The 15,492-nt window shown below is 68.7% G+C and carries 13 protein-coding genes; 9 read left to right on the top strand and 4 right to left on the bottom strand.

Features of this window, described 5'->3' with window-relative positions; genetic code table 11:
- The first annotated feature begins 1 nt into the window (after nucleotide 1).
- From ACQ754_RS11100 to ACQ754_RS11135, 8 genes are read left to right on the top strand one after another with little or no spacing between them, the layout of a single operon-like run.
- Complete coding sequence (locus tag ACQ754_RS11100) at nucleotides 2-1,225, top strand: TIGR04063 family PEP-CTERM/XrtA system glycosyltransferase (protein ID WP_440997099.1); 1,224 nt, start codon at nucleotides 2-4, stop codon at nucleotides 1,223-1,225.
- Nucleotides 1,218-2,345 (top strand): glycosyltransferase family 4 protein, encoded by a 1,128-nt coding sequence (locus tag ACQ754_RS11105; protein WP_440997100.1) that lies wholly within the window; start codon nucleotides 1,218-1,220, stop codon nucleotides 2,343-2,345. The genes ACQ754_RS11100 and ACQ754_RS11105 overlap by 8 nt, the downstream gene beginning before the upstream one ends.
- Nucleotides 2,345-3,715, top strand: coding sequence for a phenylacetate--CoA ligase family protein (locus ACQ754_RS11110; RefSeq protein WP_440997101.1), 1,371 nt, complete (start codon nucleotides 2,345-2,347; stop codon nucleotides 3,713-3,715). The genes ACQ754_RS11105 and ACQ754_RS11110 overlap by 1 nt, the downstream gene beginning before the upstream one ends.
- Nucleotides 3,712-4,683, top strand: coding sequence for a polysaccharide deacetylase family protein (locus ACQ754_RS11115; RefSeq protein ID WP_440997102.1), 972 nt, complete (start codon nucleotides 3,712-3,714; stop codon nucleotides 4,681-4,683). The genes ACQ754_RS11110 and ACQ754_RS11115 overlap by 4 nt, the downstream gene beginning before the upstream one ends.
- Nucleotides 4,680-5,639 (top strand): polysaccharide deacetylase family protein, encoded by a 960-nt coding sequence (locus tag ACQ754_RS11120; RefSeq protein ID WP_440997103.1) that lies wholly within the window; start codon nucleotides 4,680-4,682, stop codon nucleotides 5,637-5,639. The genes ACQ754_RS11115 and ACQ754_RS11120 overlap by 4 nt, the downstream gene beginning before the upstream one ends.
- Nucleotides 5,640-5,652: 13 nt before the next feature.
- Nucleotides 5,653-6,591 carry a GNAT family N-acetyltransferase gene (locus ACQ754_RS11125; RefSeq protein WP_440997104.1) on the top strand — a complete coding sequence of 313 codons (939 nt, stop codon included), beginning with the start codon at nucleotides 5,653-5,655 and terminating at the stop codon, nucleotides 6,589-6,591.
- A gap of 7 nt (nucleotides 6,592-6,598) precedes the next feature.
- A complete protein-coding gene (locus tag ACQ754_RS11130) occupies nucleotides 6,599-7,249 on the top strand; it encodes a hypothetical protein (RefSeq protein WP_440997105.1) in 651 nt (216 codons plus the stop codon).
- 11 nt (nucleotides 7,250-7,260) lie between these two features.
- Entirely contained in the window at nucleotides 7,261-8,397 is a 1,137-nt protein-coding gene (locus ACQ754_RS11135; RefSeq protein WP_440997106.1) for a sugar-transfer associated ATP-grasp domain-containing protein, read from the top strand.
- Here ACQ754_RS11135 and ACQ754_RS11140 read toward each other — a convergent pair.
- Nucleotides 8,378-9,511, bottom strand: a complete 1,134-nt coding sequence (locus tag ACQ754_RS11140; RefSeq protein WP_440997107.1) for a sugar-transfer associated ATP-grasp domain-containing protein — start codon at nucleotides 9,509-9,511, stop codon at nucleotides 8,378-8,380. The two genes, ACQ754_RS11135 and ACQ754_RS11140, sit on opposite strands and share 20 nt — an antisense overlap.
- A gap of 160 nt (nucleotides 9,512-9,671) precedes the next feature.
- Here ACQ754_RS11140 and ACQ754_RS11145 point away from each other — a divergent pair, with 160 nt between their 5' ends.
- The gene (locus ACQ754_RS11145; RefSeq protein WP_440997108.1) at nucleotides 9,672-11,120 is read left to right on the top strand and encodes a lipopolysaccharide biosynthesis protein; all 1,449 of its coding nucleotides are present in this window, start codon (nucleotides 9,672-9,674) and stop codon (nucleotides 11,118-11,120) included.
- A gap of 1 nt (nucleotide 11,121) precedes the next feature.
- Here ACQ754_RS11145 and ACQ754_RS11150 read toward each other — a convergent pair whose 3' ends face one another.
- The 3 genes from ACQ754_RS11150 to ACQ754_RS11160 all read right to left on the bottom strand — a co-directional run bounded on the left by ACQ754_RS11150 (nucleotide 11,122) and on the right by ACQ754_RS11160 (nucleotide 15,251).
- Nucleotides 11,122-12,207 carry a glycosyltransferase gene (locus ACQ754_RS11150; protein WP_440997109.1) on the bottom strand — a complete coding sequence of 362 codons (1,086 nt, stop codon included), beginning with the start codon at nucleotides 12,205-12,207 and terminating at the stop codon, nucleotides 11,122-11,124.
- 89 nt (nucleotides 12,208-12,296) lie between these two features.
- Entirely contained in the window at nucleotides 12,297-12,797 is a 501-nt protein-coding gene (locus ACQ754_RS11155) for a tetratricopeptide repeat protein (protein ID WP_440997110.1), read from the bottom strand.
- A 63-nt stretch (nucleotides 12,798-12,860) separates the two neighbouring features.
- Nucleotides 12,861-15,251, bottom strand: coding sequence for a hypothetical protein (locus ACQ754_RS11160; RefSeq protein WP_440997111.1), 2,391 nt, complete (start codon nucleotides 15,249-15,251; stop codon nucleotides 12,861-12,863).
- Nucleotides 15,252-15,492 lie beyond the last annotated feature (241 nt).

Genomic DNA, 15,492 nt, shown 5'->3' on the forward strand with positions numbered 1-15,492 from the left:
CATGCGCATCCTCCACGTGCTCGATCATTCCATTCCCCTGCACAGCGGTTATGCGTTCCGCTCCCGGGCCCTCATCGAGGGCCAGCAGGCCATGGGCTGGAAGACCGTCCACGTAACCAGCCCCAAGCAGGGCGGCACCACGGCGTCAATGGAGACCGTGGGCGGGCTTACCTTCCACCGCACCCTGGCACACGGGACGGTCCACGGCGGGGTACGCGCCCAGTGGCGGGTCGTGCGTGCGCTCGCCGCGCGTCTCGCGGACGTGGTGATCGCTGAGCGGCCGGACATCATTCATGCGCACTCGCCGGCGCTCAACGGCGTGGCGGCTTGGCGAGTGGCACGCCGGTTCCGCTTGCCTTTCGTCTACGAGGTGCGCGCCTTCTGGGAGGATGCCGCGGTGGATCACGGCACCACCAAGCAGGGCAGTGTACGCTACCGGCTCGCCCGCAACCTGGAGACCTGGGTGCTGCGGCACGCCGACGCGGTGACTTGCATCTGCGATGGGCTGCGGGCGGATATTCTCGACCGGGGCGTGCCTGCGGAGCGGGTCACCGTCATCCCCAACGCCGTCGCCCCGGAGCTGTTCGCCGACGTGCCCCGAGATCCGGAGCTCGTATACAGGCTGGGGCTCGAGGGATGCACCGTCGCGGGCTTCATCGGCTCATTCTATGCGTACGAGGGCCTGGACCTAGCGGTGGACGTGGTCGCTGAGCTCGCCGCGCGCTATCCGCGCCTGTGCCTGGTGCTGGTGGGAGGCGGACCGCAGAAGGAGGCGTTGCAGGCCCAGGTGGAGCGTTTGGGCTTGGGCGAGCGGGTGGTGATGCCCGGGCGCGTCGCCCACGACGAGGTGGCCCGCTACTACGGGCTCATGGACGTCATGGTCTATCCCCGGCGCGCCATGCGACTGACGGAGACGGTGACCCCGTTGAAGCCGCTGGAGGCGATGGCCCAAGGCCGGCTGGTGCTCGCCTCGGATGTGGGCGGGCATCGCGAGCTCGTGCGTGACGGCGAGACCGGACGGCTCTTCCCGGCGGGGTCCGCGGCGGCCCTTGCCACGGCGCTGGACGAGCTGCTGGCTGACGCGGCTGCCTGGCCGGGGCTGCGTGAGCGCGGGCGCGCCTTCGCCCGGCGCGAGCGGACTTGGACGGCGAGCGTGGCACGCTATCGCGAGGTTTACACACAGGCGGGCACCGTGCGCGCCGGGGTGTTGACGAGTCATGGCTGAAACCGCAACGCCCCTGGCCCGACGTCCTGCGGCGGCGCCCAGGCCGATGCACGGGCGCATCGTCGTGATCGGTCCGCTGCCGCCACCGGCTGGCGGCATGGCGACCCAGAGCGAGCAGCTGGTACGCCGTTGGCGCGAGGCCGGCGGTGCCGCCGAGTTGTTGCCCGTCAACCCGCCGTACCGGCCCGCGTGGGTGGGGCAGATACGGGGGCTGCGCGCGGTCTTCCGCCTGCCCCCGTACCTGCTCGCCCTGTGGCGGGCAGCCCGAGAGGCGTCGGTCTTTCACATAATGGCGAACTCCGGCTGGTCATGGTTCCTGTTCGCCACCCCCGCGATCCTCATTGGCCGGTTGCGCGGTGTAGGCCTTGTGGTCAACTACCGCGGCGGACGGGCCGAGCGTTTTCTCCTCCGCTGGCGGTGGCTGGTAATCCCGCTGCTACGGCGTGCCCACGCGCTCGTGGTGCCCTCCGAGTTCCTGAAGCGGGTGTTCGAGGCCCGGGGGTTGCACGTACGGGTCGTGCCCAACGGGGTTGACGGCGAGCGTTTCCCGTTTCGTGCGCCTACGCCGGCGACGCCGCTCGCCCCCCACGTGGTGGTGACCCGCCACCTCGAGGCCATCTACGATGTCGCCACTGCCGTGCGCGCGTTTGCGCTGCTGCGGCGGTACTTCCCGCGGGCGCGCCTGTCCATCGCCGGTGACGGCCCCGAACGTGCGGCGCTCCAGGCGTTGGTCGGTGAGCTGAACCTGTCGCGGGCGGTGCGCTTCACTGGCACGCTCGATCGCGATGGCATGGCTGCGTTGCTCACTGAGGCGGACGTGCTGCTGAACACCAGCCGCGTGGACAACATGCCCAACGCCCTGCTGGAGGCGCTCGCCGCCGGCGTGCCGGTGGCGAGCACGTCGGCGGGCGGCATCCCCGACGTGGTGGATCACGAGCGCACGGCATTGTTGTTCCCGCCGGACGATCCGGAGGCGGCCGCGGCCGCGATCCGCCGGCTGCTCGACGAGCGCGCGCTGGCGGTGGCGCTGGCGACGGCCGGGCGGGGGCTCGCTGACACCTACGGGGTAGCGGCGGTGCATAGGCAGTGGGCAGGGGTCTATACAGAGGTGGGCCGGTGATGGGAGAGTGCGGCCGCGATCTCTGGCGCTGGGGCGTGAGTGGTGCCGTGTTCCCGCTGCACGAGCGGCTCAAGGGACATGACACCGTGCGACGGCGGCGCCTGTTGGAGCGTACCCAGTGGTACTCGGCCGAGGCGGTCACGGCGATCGCCGGCGAGCGTCTGCGCAAGTTCCTCACCCGCGTCGAGGCGCGGGTACCGTTCTACCGGGAGCGTTTCCGCGTGCTCGGCGTGGATCCGCGGCGGATGCGCGAGGTTGCCGATCTCGCGGCCTTGCCGCTCACCGACAAGGCGAGCATGCGGGCCGCCGGCGAGCAATTGCGCGCCGATGGGGCGCCCCGGTTGCGGGCCTTCCATACCGGCGGTTCCACCGGCGAGCCGTTCGCCTTCTTTCTCGGGCGCGAGCGCCTCTCCCACGACGTCGCCGCCAAGTGGCGGGCGACGCGCTGGTGGGGCGTGGACATCGGCGACCCCGAGATCGTGCTGTGGGGCTCGCCCATCGAGCTCGGCGCCCAGGACCGGTTCAAGGGCTGGCGCGACCGGCTGCTGCGATCGCGACTGTTGCCGGCCTTCGCCATGTCGCCGCAGAATATGGGCCAGTTCTGCGAGGCAATCCGCCGGGCGCGGCCACGCATGCTTTTTGGTTACCCGTCGTCCCTCGCGTTGCTCGCCCGGCACGCCGCGGAGAGGGGTATCTCTCTCGATGGTCTGGGGATACGCGTCGCCTTTGTCACCGGCGAACGCCTGTATCCGGAACAGTCGGAGGCCATCGCGCGGACCTTCGCCTGTCCTGTGGCGAACGGCTATGGTTCCCGTGACGCCGGTTTCATCGCCCACGCCTGCCCTGAGGGCGGCCTGCACATCAGCGCCGAGGACGTGATCGTCGAGATCGTCGACGAGACCGGCCGACCGGTGCCTGCCGGCGTCACTGGCGAACTGGTGGTGACCCACACGGCCACGGCCGACTTTCCGTTCATCCGCTATCGCACCGGCGACATGGCGGCCATCGACCCGGCGCCCTGCGGCTGCGGGCGCGGTCTGCCGTGCCTGAAGAGGGTGGAGGGCCGCGCCACGGACTTCGTCGTCGCCAGCGACGGCACGGTGATGCACGGCCTCGCGCTGATCTATGTGCTGCGCGAGGAGCCAGCGGTGGCGCGCTTCAAGATCGTCCAGGAGAGCCGGACCCACACACGCTTGCTGTTGGTACCGGCGTGCGAGCTCACGGTCCCGGTGTGTGAGCGGATCCGTGCGGGACTGCGCGCCCGCCTGGGGGAGGATGTGACCGTTGAGCTCGAGGAAGTGGCGGAGATACCGCCGGAGCGCTCGGGCAAGTACCGATATGTGGTCAGCCATGTGGGCGAGGCGGCATGAGGGCGGCGGCGATGGGTCGGGAGGGCAGACTTTCCATTCTCATCTATCACCGGGTGCTCGCGCGGCCCGACCCGCTGCAGCCGGCGCTGCCGGATGCGTTGACCTTCGAGCGCCACATGCGTTGGCTGTGCCGGTGCTGTCGCGTGCTTCCGCTCGCAGAGGCGGTGGCGTGTCTCCATGACGGCACGCTGCCGGCGCGGGCCGTATCCATCACCTTCGATGACGGCTATGCGGACAATGCGGAGGTGGCGCTGCCCATACTGCTGCGCCTGAGGCTACCGGCGACGTTCTTCATCGCCACGGGGTACCTGGATGGCGGACGCATGTGGAACGACACTATCATCGAGACTATCCGGCGTTGGCCCTATGCCCGGCTCGTCGTGCCCGGCCGCGACGGGCCGGCCATCGCCACGGCGGATGAGGGACAGCGTCGGGCGGCGATCCCGCAAGTCCTCGGCGCGCTGAAGTACGTCGAGCCCGCCGCGCGGATCGAGGCGGCCCACGCCCTCGCCGGCGGTCTGGACGAGCTCACGGCGCTGCCGCGGCCGATGATGACGCGTGCCCAGGTTCGTGCCCTCACCGAGGCCGGTATGACAGTCGGCGCCCATACCCACACGCATCCCATTCTCACGCGGCTCCCCATCAAGGAGGCCGAGGGCGAGATCGCGCAGAGCCGTGAGACGCTAGAGGCGATCACCGGTGCGGGCGTGACCCTTTTCGCCTATCCCAACGGGGTGCCCGGGCGGGACTATAGTGTCGAGCACGTGGCGCTGCTGCGGCGCCTGGGTTTCCGCGCCGCCGTGACCACGTCCACCGGGGTCGCCCGCCCGGGCAACGACCCGCTGCAACTGCCGCGGTTTACCCCCTGGGACCGGCCGACCTGGCGGTTTCTCGTCCGCTTCGCTCATGCCCGCCTGCGGGCCGGGCCCGGGCAGGTGGCGGCGGATGCCGCGGAGGTAGTAGCGTGAGCGCGCCCGTGCACGTATTCCTGACCGTGGACGTAGAGATCTGGCCCCCGGCATGGAATGCCTCCCGGGACGAGGTCACGGACGCATTTCGACGTTACATCCACGGTGTGGGTGCACCCCGGGACTACGGGCTTGGCTACCAGCTGCGCGCGCTTGCCGACCACGGGCTTAAGGGCGTGTTCTTCGTGGAGCCCCTGTTCGCCTCGGTGCTCGGGCGCACTGCGCTGGAGGAGGTGGTGGGGATCATCCGCGAGGCGGGGCAGGATCTCCAGCTCCATCTCCACCCGGAATGGCTGGGACGCGCCGGTCTGTCGGAGCTGCCTGGCCCCTATCGCCTTGCATTGAGGGAGCTCGACGTCGACGGCCAGCGCTGGCTCCTCGGCCTTGGTCGCGATTGGCTGGAGCGGGCGGGTGCGTCGCCGATTCGCGCGTTGCGGGCCGGCTCGTTCGGCGGTGACGCCAATACCCTTCGTGCGCTGGCCTATCATGGTCTGGGGCTCGATGCGAGCCACAGTGCCGCGGGTCCGTGGGGACCGCTTGCCCCCAGCATCGCCGAGGACGTGCACCAGACGGCACACGGCCCGGTGGAACTGCCGCTGACCACCTACTCGGATTTCCTCGGTCGTCGCCGTCCGCTGCAGCTCGGCAGCAGCGGGTTCTCGGAGATGTGCTCGGTGTTGCACCGCTGTGCCGAGAGCGGGCGCCGTAGCGCGGTGATGCTGAGTCACAGCGCGGAGCTGCTGGATGCCCGCCGTCAGCGCCCGTCCGGCGCCGTGGTCAGACGTCTGCATCGCCTATGCGCCTTTCTCGACCGTCACCGGGAGGCGTTTCCCACTGGCTGGACCGGTGACGCGCTGCGTCTGGCCGGCGAGGGGCAGGGGGTTGCAGTGACACCGGTGAAGGCGCCCTTCGTCGCCGCGCTACGTCGCTACGCGGGGCAGTTCGCCCGGCGTTGACAGGGGGGTCGTGATGGCTGTTCAGGAGATTGGATTCCCGCTGCGCCTTGGCGAGTGGACCCTGGCGTGCCCTACGCGCCGGCTCGCTGTCCAGCGCATGGGGGTGCTCGATCGTGGCGGGGGTTCGGACCTCGAGTTCCGCGAGCCGCCACCGGGCAGTCCTGGCGCGTTCGTGGTGTGCCCCGTGCGGGCACCGCGGGGGCGTTTCGGGTGGTCTCATGGCCGGCTGCGTTGGGTCATTCGGCGCGGGCCGCGGTATTTCATCCGACTCGAGGGAAGCTATGAGGATTACCTGGCGCGATTTTCTGGCAAGACCCGATCGGGTCTGCGGCGCAAGGCGCGCAAGCTCGCCAGGGCCGTTGATGGGGCGGTCGATGTCCGCGCATATGGCCGCGGCGACTTTTCGTCGTTCCACGAGGCCGCGGCCGCCATCTCGCGGCGCAGCTATCAGTGCATCATGTTCGACGCGGGCCTGCCCGAGGACGCCGGCTCCATCCGCGCCCTGGAGGCGGCGATGAATCGCGGTGAGGCGCAGGGGTTCGTGCTCTTCGCCGCCGGCGAGCCGCTCGCCTATCTCTATTGCCCGTGTGCCGACGGCGTTTACGAGTACCAGTACGTAGGCTACCGCCCGGAGCATGCAGGTCTCTCGCCGGGCACCGTGCTGCTGCTCGCCGTGCTCGAGCGGCTCTTCGCCGACCCGCGGGCGCTCGCCTTCGACTTCACCGAGGGCGCCGGCGAGGCGAGTCACAAGGCGTTCTACGCCACCGACAGCGTGACCTTTGAGACCGTGGCCTACCTGCGCCCGACACCCGGGAACCTGACCCTGATCGCGGCCCGGGAGTCCGTCGATGGCGTCTCCGCGGTGGCGGGCAGTGTGCTCAAGCGCTTGGGGGCGAAGGAGGCGCTGCGCGCCTGGATGCGGCGCCGCAAGGGCGTTGCCGCGAGGGCATGACCGGCTCATGGGTGTGATCGCGCGATTGTCGGAGCTACGGCGGACTCGCGGGCTCGGCGGGACGCTGCGCTTTCTTGCTGCCCGCCTCTGCCGTTGCCGGGTGCACGCCGTGTTCCTGGCCGAACGCGGAGTGGCTTCCGGCGCTGGGGAACCCCCGGCGGGCGTGGAGGCACTGGTCCTCGACGGCCCGGCGGCGCTTGCCCGGCTGAAGGGGATCATCGGGCTCGACGACACGGAGTTGGCACAGTACCTCGCCGATATCCGCAGGGGCGAGACCGTAGGGGTCGTGATGGTGGAGAGGCGGGAGGTGGTGCACTGGGCGTTCCTGATGCGTCGCTCGCGCACGCTCTGCCTGCTCGGGGCCCCCCCCGGGGCCATGCTGCTTGGCAACGCCTTCACCCCTGCCGTGCATCGGGGGCGGGGGCTGCAGAAGGCCTCGGTGCGGGTGCGTATGACGCTTGCCTGGCACTGCGGGGCGAGCTGCGTGGTCGCCGAAACCGCACCGGACAACGCGGCCTCGCAGCGCGCCCTCGAAGTGGCGGGAATGGCCCCCATGGGTGAAATACGACTGTTGGTGCTCGCGAACCGCCTGGTGTTCCGGCGCGTGAGCGGACGCTGGCGCGCGCGTGGGGTGGGCTGGTGCGACGGGGATGGGTGAGGAGGACCGGGATGGGCGGTTGGCGTAGTCGGGCACTCCAGGTACCGGGTATCGCGGTCCGGCTGATCGCGGCCTCCCGGCGTTACCGTACGCCGTTGCCGGTGGTGGCCCGGCGGTTCCTGTGGCTCTACCGCGAGGGGCGTTTCTCGCCTACGGAGATCTTCCTCCTGGGCTTGCTCGACGGCGCCCTGGGGCCGGCGGACCTGCGTCGGCACGTGAGCAAGGAGCGTCTGCTTGCGGTGCAGCAACGCCTCAACCCGCCGGATGCGGCGGCGCTGACGGAGGACAAGCTGCGCTTCTCCGAGCGGTGTGCGGCGCACGGCCTGGCCACGCCGCCGATCCTCGCGGTCGTGGGTGTTGCCGACGATGTATCACTGCCGGGGACCACGAACCGTCTGGCGGACGGACGATCCTTGTGTGCCTACCTGGTGCGGGAGTGCCCTTCGTCGAAGACAATCCTCAAACCGGTCGGAGGGGTCCATGGCCGCGGCATTTGGAGGCTGTATCGGATCGACGGCGGCCTGCGCGACGGCGCGGGGCGCCGGGTCGATGGCCCCCTGCTCGCGGGACATATGCACGGCAGCGGGTACGATGCCTGGCTGGTGCAAGAACTCTTGGAACCGCACCCGCAGCTTACGGCGTACTCGGGAAGCCGGCAGTTGCAGACGCTACGTTTGGTCACGGTGCGCGACGTCACACGTGTGCGGATGGTCGCGGCATGGTTGCGGCTCGTTGGCGGCGATGCGCCGTTCGACAACTTCAACTTCGGACAATCCGGTAACCTGCTCGTTGTCCTCGAGGTGGCGAGCGGTCAGGCCGAGCGCATGATCATGCGCGATCCCGATGGGTCTGCCCTGATTGAACGGGCGGCCCATCCAAAGACCGGACGGTCCGTGGCGTCATTGCAGGTGCCGTTCTGGAGCCGTGCGGCGACGCTGGCCACGGAGGCGGCCCAGGCCTTCGCGCCGTTGGTCACCATTGGCTGGGACGTTGCGATCACCCCCCAAGGGCCGGTATTGATAGAGGGGAACGTGACCTGGGACCCGTTACCCGGGCAGCGGGACATGGGGGCACTCTGTCGTGAGCTGGAAACCCGTACGTCCCCCTCGCGGAAGCATTCTGACCCGGCTAGACCAGTGGGCGGATGAGCGCGCGCCAGGCGGTGGCCTCGATGGGAGCTCGCATGGGGCCCGGCGGCGAGATAATCCAATCGGAGTTGGCCTCGAGGAGCAGGGGCCCGTCGTTGGCGATCGCGATATCCCATGCGAGCACGCGCAGATCGGGAAGGGAAAGGGCTGCGGCGCGCGCGAGTTCGCACGCTTCGCGCCAATGGGGGATGGTGAGGCCGGGGAGCGATGCGCCGGTGGTGGGATGGTGGGTCATGTGCTGCATGCCGATCTCGCCGGGTGTCTTCGAGAACACCGTCTTGACGCGGCCACTCGCGAGATCGACGTCCGCCACCAAGTTGCCGGTGGCGCCCCACGCGAAGTTGTCCACCAGGTTGTCGCCGACGATGAACTTGAACCGCGAGAAGATGATGTGGGGATCGTCGGAGGCGTCGATAAACGTCACCAGTCGTGCGCCCTGCAGTGCCTTGCTGCCGGTCGCGCGGGCGATCTCGGAGTGGGCACGCTCGCGGGCCTGCACCAGCCAGCGGGCGTTGCCGGCGTTCGAGAGGAGACGGTCGTAGAGCGTTTGCGAAGACAACGGGGCGCCATCCGCCGCAGTGCCCTCGAGGATCCACGAACCCTCGCCGCGGATGCCGTCGACGCGCTTGCAGAAGAGATCCCTTGGGCGCGTGTCGGCGAGACGCGCGAGCCAGTCCCGGCGCTGCGCTTCGGCTTCCCCTGGCGGCGGTGCCTCGAACACACCCATGGTCCGGGGGACGGGTAGCCCATGAGCTCGGCAATGCGCGTGGAAACGGTCCTTGTCGTGGGCGATTTCCCGTACGGCGGGGTTGTTAAGGCGGTGCTCGATGCGCACACGCGCCTCGCGGCTCACATAGAGCTCGAGATCGGAATCCGCTATGGCTGGATCGAGCAAGCCATAGAACATCATGTCTTCGACGGAGAACAACATGTCGTGCGCCCGGCGTGCGCGGGCGAGCGTCCACACCAGCGAGGTACCGTAATGGCTGGCGGCCCCGCGAATGCGCCGGAGGTCGCGCCAGAGCTTGTACGCACGGCCGATGGCCCGTGGCCTGCCTGGCGCCGTGAGGGCCAATGCGGTGAGGGCTGAGACACGGGGGGTCACACTGAACATCGGTGGCGGGCCTCTCGTGGCACAGGAGGCGTGGAGGTTGCCTGTAATCATACAACCAAAGCCGTCGTTGTACCCGGGGCTGCGAGGAAAGGGGATACTGGGCCATGTGTCCATGGGGTGGGTAGAGACGAGCCGGTGAGCCACCGGCAATGGGGGTAGCGTGGCGGTCGCATCTCTTCGGGGGCGGGTGCTCCACAGCATGGGCTGGGTGGCGGGAAGCCGGCTGCTTGGCCAGGGGTTCACGTGGGCGGTAACGCTGGTGGTCATCCGCCTGCTGGAGCCCGCGGACTACGGGTTGATGGCCCTCGCCACCGTGTTCGTCGGGCTTATGACGCTGTTCTCCGAGCTCGGCCTCGGTCCGGCAGTGATCCAGGCTCGCGATCTCCAGCGCGATCAGCTGCGCGACGTCTTCGGGGCGTCAATTCTCTTCAACGCCGTGGTGGTGGCGGTACTGGTGGCCCTCGCGCCTGCCCTCGCCGCGTTCTTCGACGAGCCGCGGCTGACCGACGTGGTGCGCGTGCTGGCGCTGCAGTTTCTCATCGCCGCGGTGACCACGTTGCCCGCGGCAATATTGCAGCGGGAGATGCGTTTTCGTGGCTGGGCAGTGGGCAATCTTGCCGCCCAGGTCGGCGGCAGCCTGCTCACGCTGTTGCTCGCCTGGCAGGGCTTCGGCGTGTGGGCACTGGTCTGGGGCAATCTGGCCACCTTTGGCGTCCGGGCCGTGGTGGTCAACATTCTCGCCCGCTGCCTGCTTCTGCCGCGCCTTCGCCTGCGGCGCATCCTTGGCATGCTGCGCTTTGGCGGGTTCGTTACCCTGAGCCGCTTTCTCTGGTTTGTCTACGAGCAGGCGGATTTCTTCATCGTGGGCAAGCTCCTGGGCAAGGAGGCGCTCGGCCTCTACTCGGTCGCCTACCAGCTCGCGAGCATGCCCATGCAGCGCACGGCCGGGATTCTCACCCGCGTCGCGCTACCCGCGTTCTCCACGATCCAGGCCGACGCGGAGACCGGTGGTCGCCAGTACCTCAAGGCGGTGCGGCTGGTGAGCCTGTTTCTGGTGCCCGTGCTCTGGGGCATGGCAAGCGTGGCGCCGGATGCCATCCCACTGGTGCTCGGCGAGCAATGGGCGTCCGCCCAGCTGCCTCTTCAGCTTATCTGTTTGGTGATCCCCCTGCGCATGACCAGTACCTTGCTCACGCCGGCCCTGCAGGGCTACGGACGGGTGGATCTCGGTTTCGTCATGACCATGCGCTTTACCGTGGTCATGATCGCAGCGTTCCTGGTGGGGAGCCAATGGGGGATCGTCGGTGTTGCCCTGGCCTGGGTACTGGCCTGGCCGGTGGTGTACCTGGTGAACCTTGGGCGGACCCTGCCGGTGATCGGCTTGCAGCGCCGGCATTTGGTGCGGGCCCTGGGGCCCTCATGGGGGGCGGGTGCGTGCATGGCCGTCGCGGTGATCGGTGTGGACCGCATCCTGGGGGCCACTCTCGCCGGCCCGATGGGGCTGGTCACGCTGATCGGCGTGGGTGTAGTGGCGTACACCGGCGCGTCGCTCGCGCTCAACCGCCCGGGGTTGCTGGAGGCCTGCGATCTGCTGTGGCGGCGGGCCTGAGTCAGTCCGGCATCAGCGACTCGATCACGCGCACCCGCTCGTCCCAGCTGTTCGCGCGGGCGACATCGCGGCGTCGCGCCGCGCGGGCGGCGTCGCCGTCGCCGATGCCGGCCTCGATGGCGGCGAGCCACTCGGCGTCCGTGTGTGCGATATCTACCACGGCCGCGAACTCGCGGACACTGTCCAGGTCAGTGCTCACCACGGGTCGGCCGGTGGCGAGGTACTCGTGGAGTTTCAGCGGGTACCCCCACTGCACCCAGAGGTCGTCGCGGTGCGTGTAGCACATGAGGTTGACGTCCATGCCCGCGACGTAGGCCGGCAGCTCGTCCGGGCGCTTCTCGCCCAGGAACCGGATATTGGCCGCCGTCAGGCAATGCCAGTATCCGGGCTCGCTGCGCGCGTCGAGGTTGGCCACCGGGCCCACGAGCACGAACTGCCACTGGGGGCGTGCGGCGGCGAGGCGGACGATCAGGTCGAAATCTACTTTCCGGTTGAGCCGGCCGATATAGCCCACGCGTGGACCGGGAATCGACGCGAGATCGCTCGGCTCGGCCTCGGCGGTCTCGTTGAACAACTGGAAATCGACGCCATTGGGCAGCCAATGCACCTTTCGATGAACGAGCTTCTCCAAAGTCTCCGCGAGCAACCGTGACACGGCGGTCACGACGTCAGCCCGTGCCAGCAGTTCCCGGTCCAATGCCTCGAGACGCGGATTCCATCCCGGTGTCTTCCGGAAGTGGTCATAGACATGGTAGTGAACGTGGCGCGGCCTCGCGCCTCGCAGGTAGGGCCAGTGGACCGGGTGGAAGATGAGCCCGAAGAGCTTATGGTCGCCGGTGCCGAGAATTCGCTGATAGCGACGGCCACCGATTCGAGCGGTGGTCTGGCTGAGTGCGGGCCAGCGCCCGGGGTCGATCAGCCAGCGCGGCGGGTACTCGCAGCGGGCGGGACCGCAATCCGCCACGCGCCCGGCCAGCCCGGCGGCACGCCAGGAGGCGCTGCGCACCTGCCAGCTTCGCCAGGGTCCGGCGCTTACCAGCAGGCGGTGGCGCTGGGCCAGGCGGCTGATGAGCTGCTCTCGATTCATCCATGGACCGTCCCAGTCCACGTCTGCGAGCACCAAGATACGGTGTTCGCCCTCCCGTTGCCCCCGCCGCGGGATCGACGCCGACGCCCTCATGGGGACCGACTCCCTTCGAGGTCTTCCAGGCGCTCCCGCGCCCGGGCCAGCCCAGGGTCACGTTCCAGGGCGTGGCGGTAGGCCGTGCGGGCCGTGTCTAGTTCGCCGAGGCGTTCGTGGTAGAGGCCGCACAGTAACCAGGTCTCGGCGTACTGGGGAAATAAGGCCACGGCCCGCTCGAAGTAGGTAACGGCATCCCGCGCGTGGCCCGGCCAGGCGAGTGCGATACGCGCCGCCAGCGCCAGGGCAATCGGGTCGTTGGGAAACCGCCCGAGGATGAAGCGGGCATCCTGCATGGCGTAGCGGTAGGCGCCGCGCTCGAGTTTCCGCTCGGCGGGGGTGAGGTGGTAGCCGCGGGCATTCTCCAGCAGGCCCGGTGGCGCGTCGCCCGCGTAGTAATCGTGGGGGCCGTCCGCGGCTACACGTGCCGACGCCAACAGTGCCACGAGTAGCAGCCAGAGACCGGACCGGCGGTGGGAACGTGGCAGCCACTGCATCGCCTCGTGTCCTCACGGTGTGGAGACAAGCGCAATTCTAGCCCAAGCCCGCCGGAGTAGCCGCTATTGCGTGCGCTCGATGGACAGCAGCCAGAACCGGTTGTTCTCCACCCCACTGTAGTTGTTGCCCCCGATGAACACCTGCTCGCTGGTGGCGGCGTAGGCCAGATGGCGGCTGCGCAGCAGTGCGGGGGGCAGCTGGCCGGTGATGTCGACCACCGTGCCGGTGTCGAAGCGGTAGAGCAGCAGCTTCGCGGGCGTGGTGTCGAAAGCGAGGATCAGCAGTGCGTCCAGGTGCTCCAGGTAGACCAGATGCGAGAATTCGGTGCGCGCGCGAAACGGCAGGGTGATCACGTCGCCCGAGTCGTGGGTATCGATATCCCAGTACATGAGCGTGTTGGTCACGTGATCCGGAGCGAAGTCCGAGGGGGAGCGAATGGTATAGATCCGCCGGCCCGCCTTGGCCATGTACTGCCCGGCGTAGAAGCCCTCGAGGATCTCGGTGGTACGGCTCCATCGGGCCGTGTCGGGGTTCCAGATAAGCACCTGCCCGTTGGCGTAGCCGGCGGGCATGTAGACGCGGTCGGTGACCTCGTCGTAGACGGCATACTTCGCCTTCTTGCGCCCCGATCGGACTTCGTTCACGTCGTTTTGACCGGTGGGCACGGACCATTGGCGGCTCTCCGGGTCGAAGGCCATGACGCGGTTTTCCGTGCCGCGACAGTTGTTATTGCCATACTGCAGGCCCGGCAATGCCCAGAACTGCTCGCGCCGGGAATCCCAGACCCAGCCGATCTGGTCGGGGCCGTAGAAGTTGGTCGCGCCGGCGGGGGCGCAGTAGGGATACTCCTCACGCCAGGTGCCGTCTCTCGGGTCCAACGAATACATCTCCTGGCGGGCGGAGGCGCCATGGCCCGGGCCGCCGTAGTCACCGCCGAGCCAGTAGAGCCGCCCGTTCATCGGGTTCTCGGCGATGCGTCCGTGCTTGCACTCGTTGGAGCATGGTCCATTGCCGCGCGCGGGGAACTGGTAGCCCGCGCCGGCGATGCGGTAGCCGGCCACGACTTGGTCGATATCGCCCGCCGGCTCGGAGGGGGTGGACGGGCCCGGATCGGACGTGCCCGCGGAATCGCCGTTATCGTCGTCCTTGCCGTTGTCGTTACCCTCGTCGACGGTGCCCGAAGTGCCGCGGTCCGAGCGCACCTGCAGGATCCGTGGTGGGGCGGGGGGGGCGACGGCCTGATTGTTCCCCGGCGAAACCGGTTCGCCCTCGTCGAGGATCACCTCACTGGGGCCACGATGCTCGCCCGGGCACTCGTCGCTGTCGTTGAGGCTTAGGCAGTAGACTTCGGCGTGGCTGCCCCAACCGCCGTTGTCCCACTCACCGCCGCGGTAGATGTGGCCCACGCCGGGAATGTACGCCCCCACGGCACGGTCACCCACGGGCATGCCGGCCTCCCGGGAAATGTCTCGCCAGCGGTTACCCTCGAGCTCGTAGACGAGTACCCGGTTACTCTGGAGCCCTTGGAACACCACCGCCGCGTTCGCCGTGCTGTCATAGGTGACCGTGGCCGCGTCGTTGATTGGGACCGGGGCGTCGGCCAGGCGCTCCCAGCGAACGGTGGGGACGTGCAGACGCCAGGTTTCCGCCAGCTTGGGCCCCCGGTACTTCTTCGTGCCCCCGAAGAGATAGAAGTACTCGCCGGCGCAGATACCGAGCCGCCGCGCATAGTTGCGCGGCCCCGGTGGCTGGCCCGTGTGGCGGCGCACCACATAGGGCTGTGCGCCGCCGTCCTGGGGCTCGATGAGATAGAGGTGACCATCATTCTTGCCGCCGTAGGCGACCAGCGTTTCCCGGGCGGGGCAGGTGGCGGTGGCGAGGTTCCACTCCTTGATCAGGTACTTAGCGCCCTCGTTCGCGTAGTCGGCCGGGAGGAAGCCCTCGCGTTCGGTGCGGGCTACGAGATGGATCCAAGCCTTGTGGGAGAAGTCCCAGATGCCGTGGTTGCCGGCGGTGGTGAACGGCGAGGTGAGCCAGAGCTGGCCCGATTCGCCCTCCCAGGGTACGTAGAAGCCCATGTAGTTGTTGCGACCCGACGCATAGGGAAAGAACGGGTCGCGGTCGGTGTTCGTCCACACGGGGCTGGATGGGTCGCCCCAGGCGAACCATTGGTCGCGGCTCAGGGCGTCGTGGTTGGCCTGCTGCCAGACCAGCCAGCGGTCCGCCGCGGGGTCATAGGCGCGCATCGCATTGTTGCTGTCCGGCACGTGATTGTGTCCCATCAGCGGCATGAACAACGTCCCGTCGCCGTCGGGGTCAGCCACGGCATAGCCCGACGCCCAGCCCATGGCATAGCCCTCCGGGTCCTTGGTAATGGGGCCCGTCGAGTAAGCGGCCTCGGCGAGGGGGATGCCGGCTGCGATAAGTACGGCGGCGGCGAGGATACGGCGCATTCCGGGAGGCCTCCTACCTGAGCACATGCGCGTGCGGGCATGCGCTTATAATTGGGCCACGACTGCTCGGCAACGATGGCGGACGCAGCGGCTAAGCTTGCCCGCATTCACCCCGGGATTCGAGCCCTGGCCGACGACGGGGCATATTCTGCGGATTGAAGGCGCCGCTTGGCTGAGGCGCATCCGCGGACACGGTTGCTGAGTTGGTCACACTATGCGTGGAATACGCCGGTGAATCCGG

Origin of the sequence: Arhodomonas sp. SL1, assembly GCF_052060015.1 — a bacterium.
GTDB lineage: Bacteria > Pseudomonadota > Gammaproteobacteria > Nitrococcales > Nitrococcaceae > Arhodomonas.

Bases quoted from the DNA above. Each gene is read 5' to 3' on its own strand.
- ACQ754_RS11100 (WP_440997099.1), top strand. From the start codon at position 2: ATGCGCATCCTCCACGTGCTCGATCATTCCATTCCCCTGCACAGCGGT.
- ACQ754_RS11105 (WP_440997100.1), top strand. From the start codon at position 1,218: ATGGCTGAAACCGCAACGCCCCTGGCCCGACGTCCTGCGGCGGCGCCC.
- ACQ754_RS11110 (WP_440997101.1), top strand. From the start codon at position 2,345: ATGGGAGAGTGCGGCCGCGATCTCTGGCGCTGGGGCGTGAGTGGTGCC.
- ACQ754_RS11115 (WP_440997102.1), top strand. From the start codon at position 3,712: ATGAGGGCGGCGGCGATGGGTCGGGAGGGCAGACTTTCCATTCTCATC.
- ACQ754_RS11125 (WP_440997104.1), top strand. From the start codon at position 5,653: ATGGCTGTTCAGGAGATTGGATTCCCGCTGCGCCTTGGCGAGTGGACC.
- ACQ754_RS11130 (WP_440997105.1), top strand. From the start codon at position 6,599: ATGGGTGTGATCGCGCGATTGTCGGAGCTACGGCGGACTCGCGGGCTC.
- ACQ754_RS11135 (WP_440997106.1), top strand. From the start codon at position 7,261: ATGGGCGGTTGGCGTAGTCGGGCACTCCAGGTACCGGGTATCGCGGTC.
- ACQ754_RS11140 (WP_440997107.1), bottom strand. From the start codon at position 9,511: ATGTTCAGTGTGACCCCCCGTGTCTCAGCCCTCACCGCATTGGCCCTC.
- ACQ754_RS11150 (WP_440997109.1), bottom strand. From the start codon at position 12,207: ATGAATCGAGAGCAGCTCATCAGCCGCCTGGCCCAGCGCCACCGCCTG.
- ACQ754_RS11155 (WP_440997110.1), bottom strand. From the start codon at position 12,797: ATGCAGTGGCTGCCACGTTCCCACCGCCGGTCCGGTCTCTGGCTGCTA.
- ACQ754_RS11160 (WP_440997111.1), bottom strand. From the start codon at position 15,251: ATGCGCCGTATCCTCGCCGCCGCCGTACTTATCGCAGCCGGCATCCCC.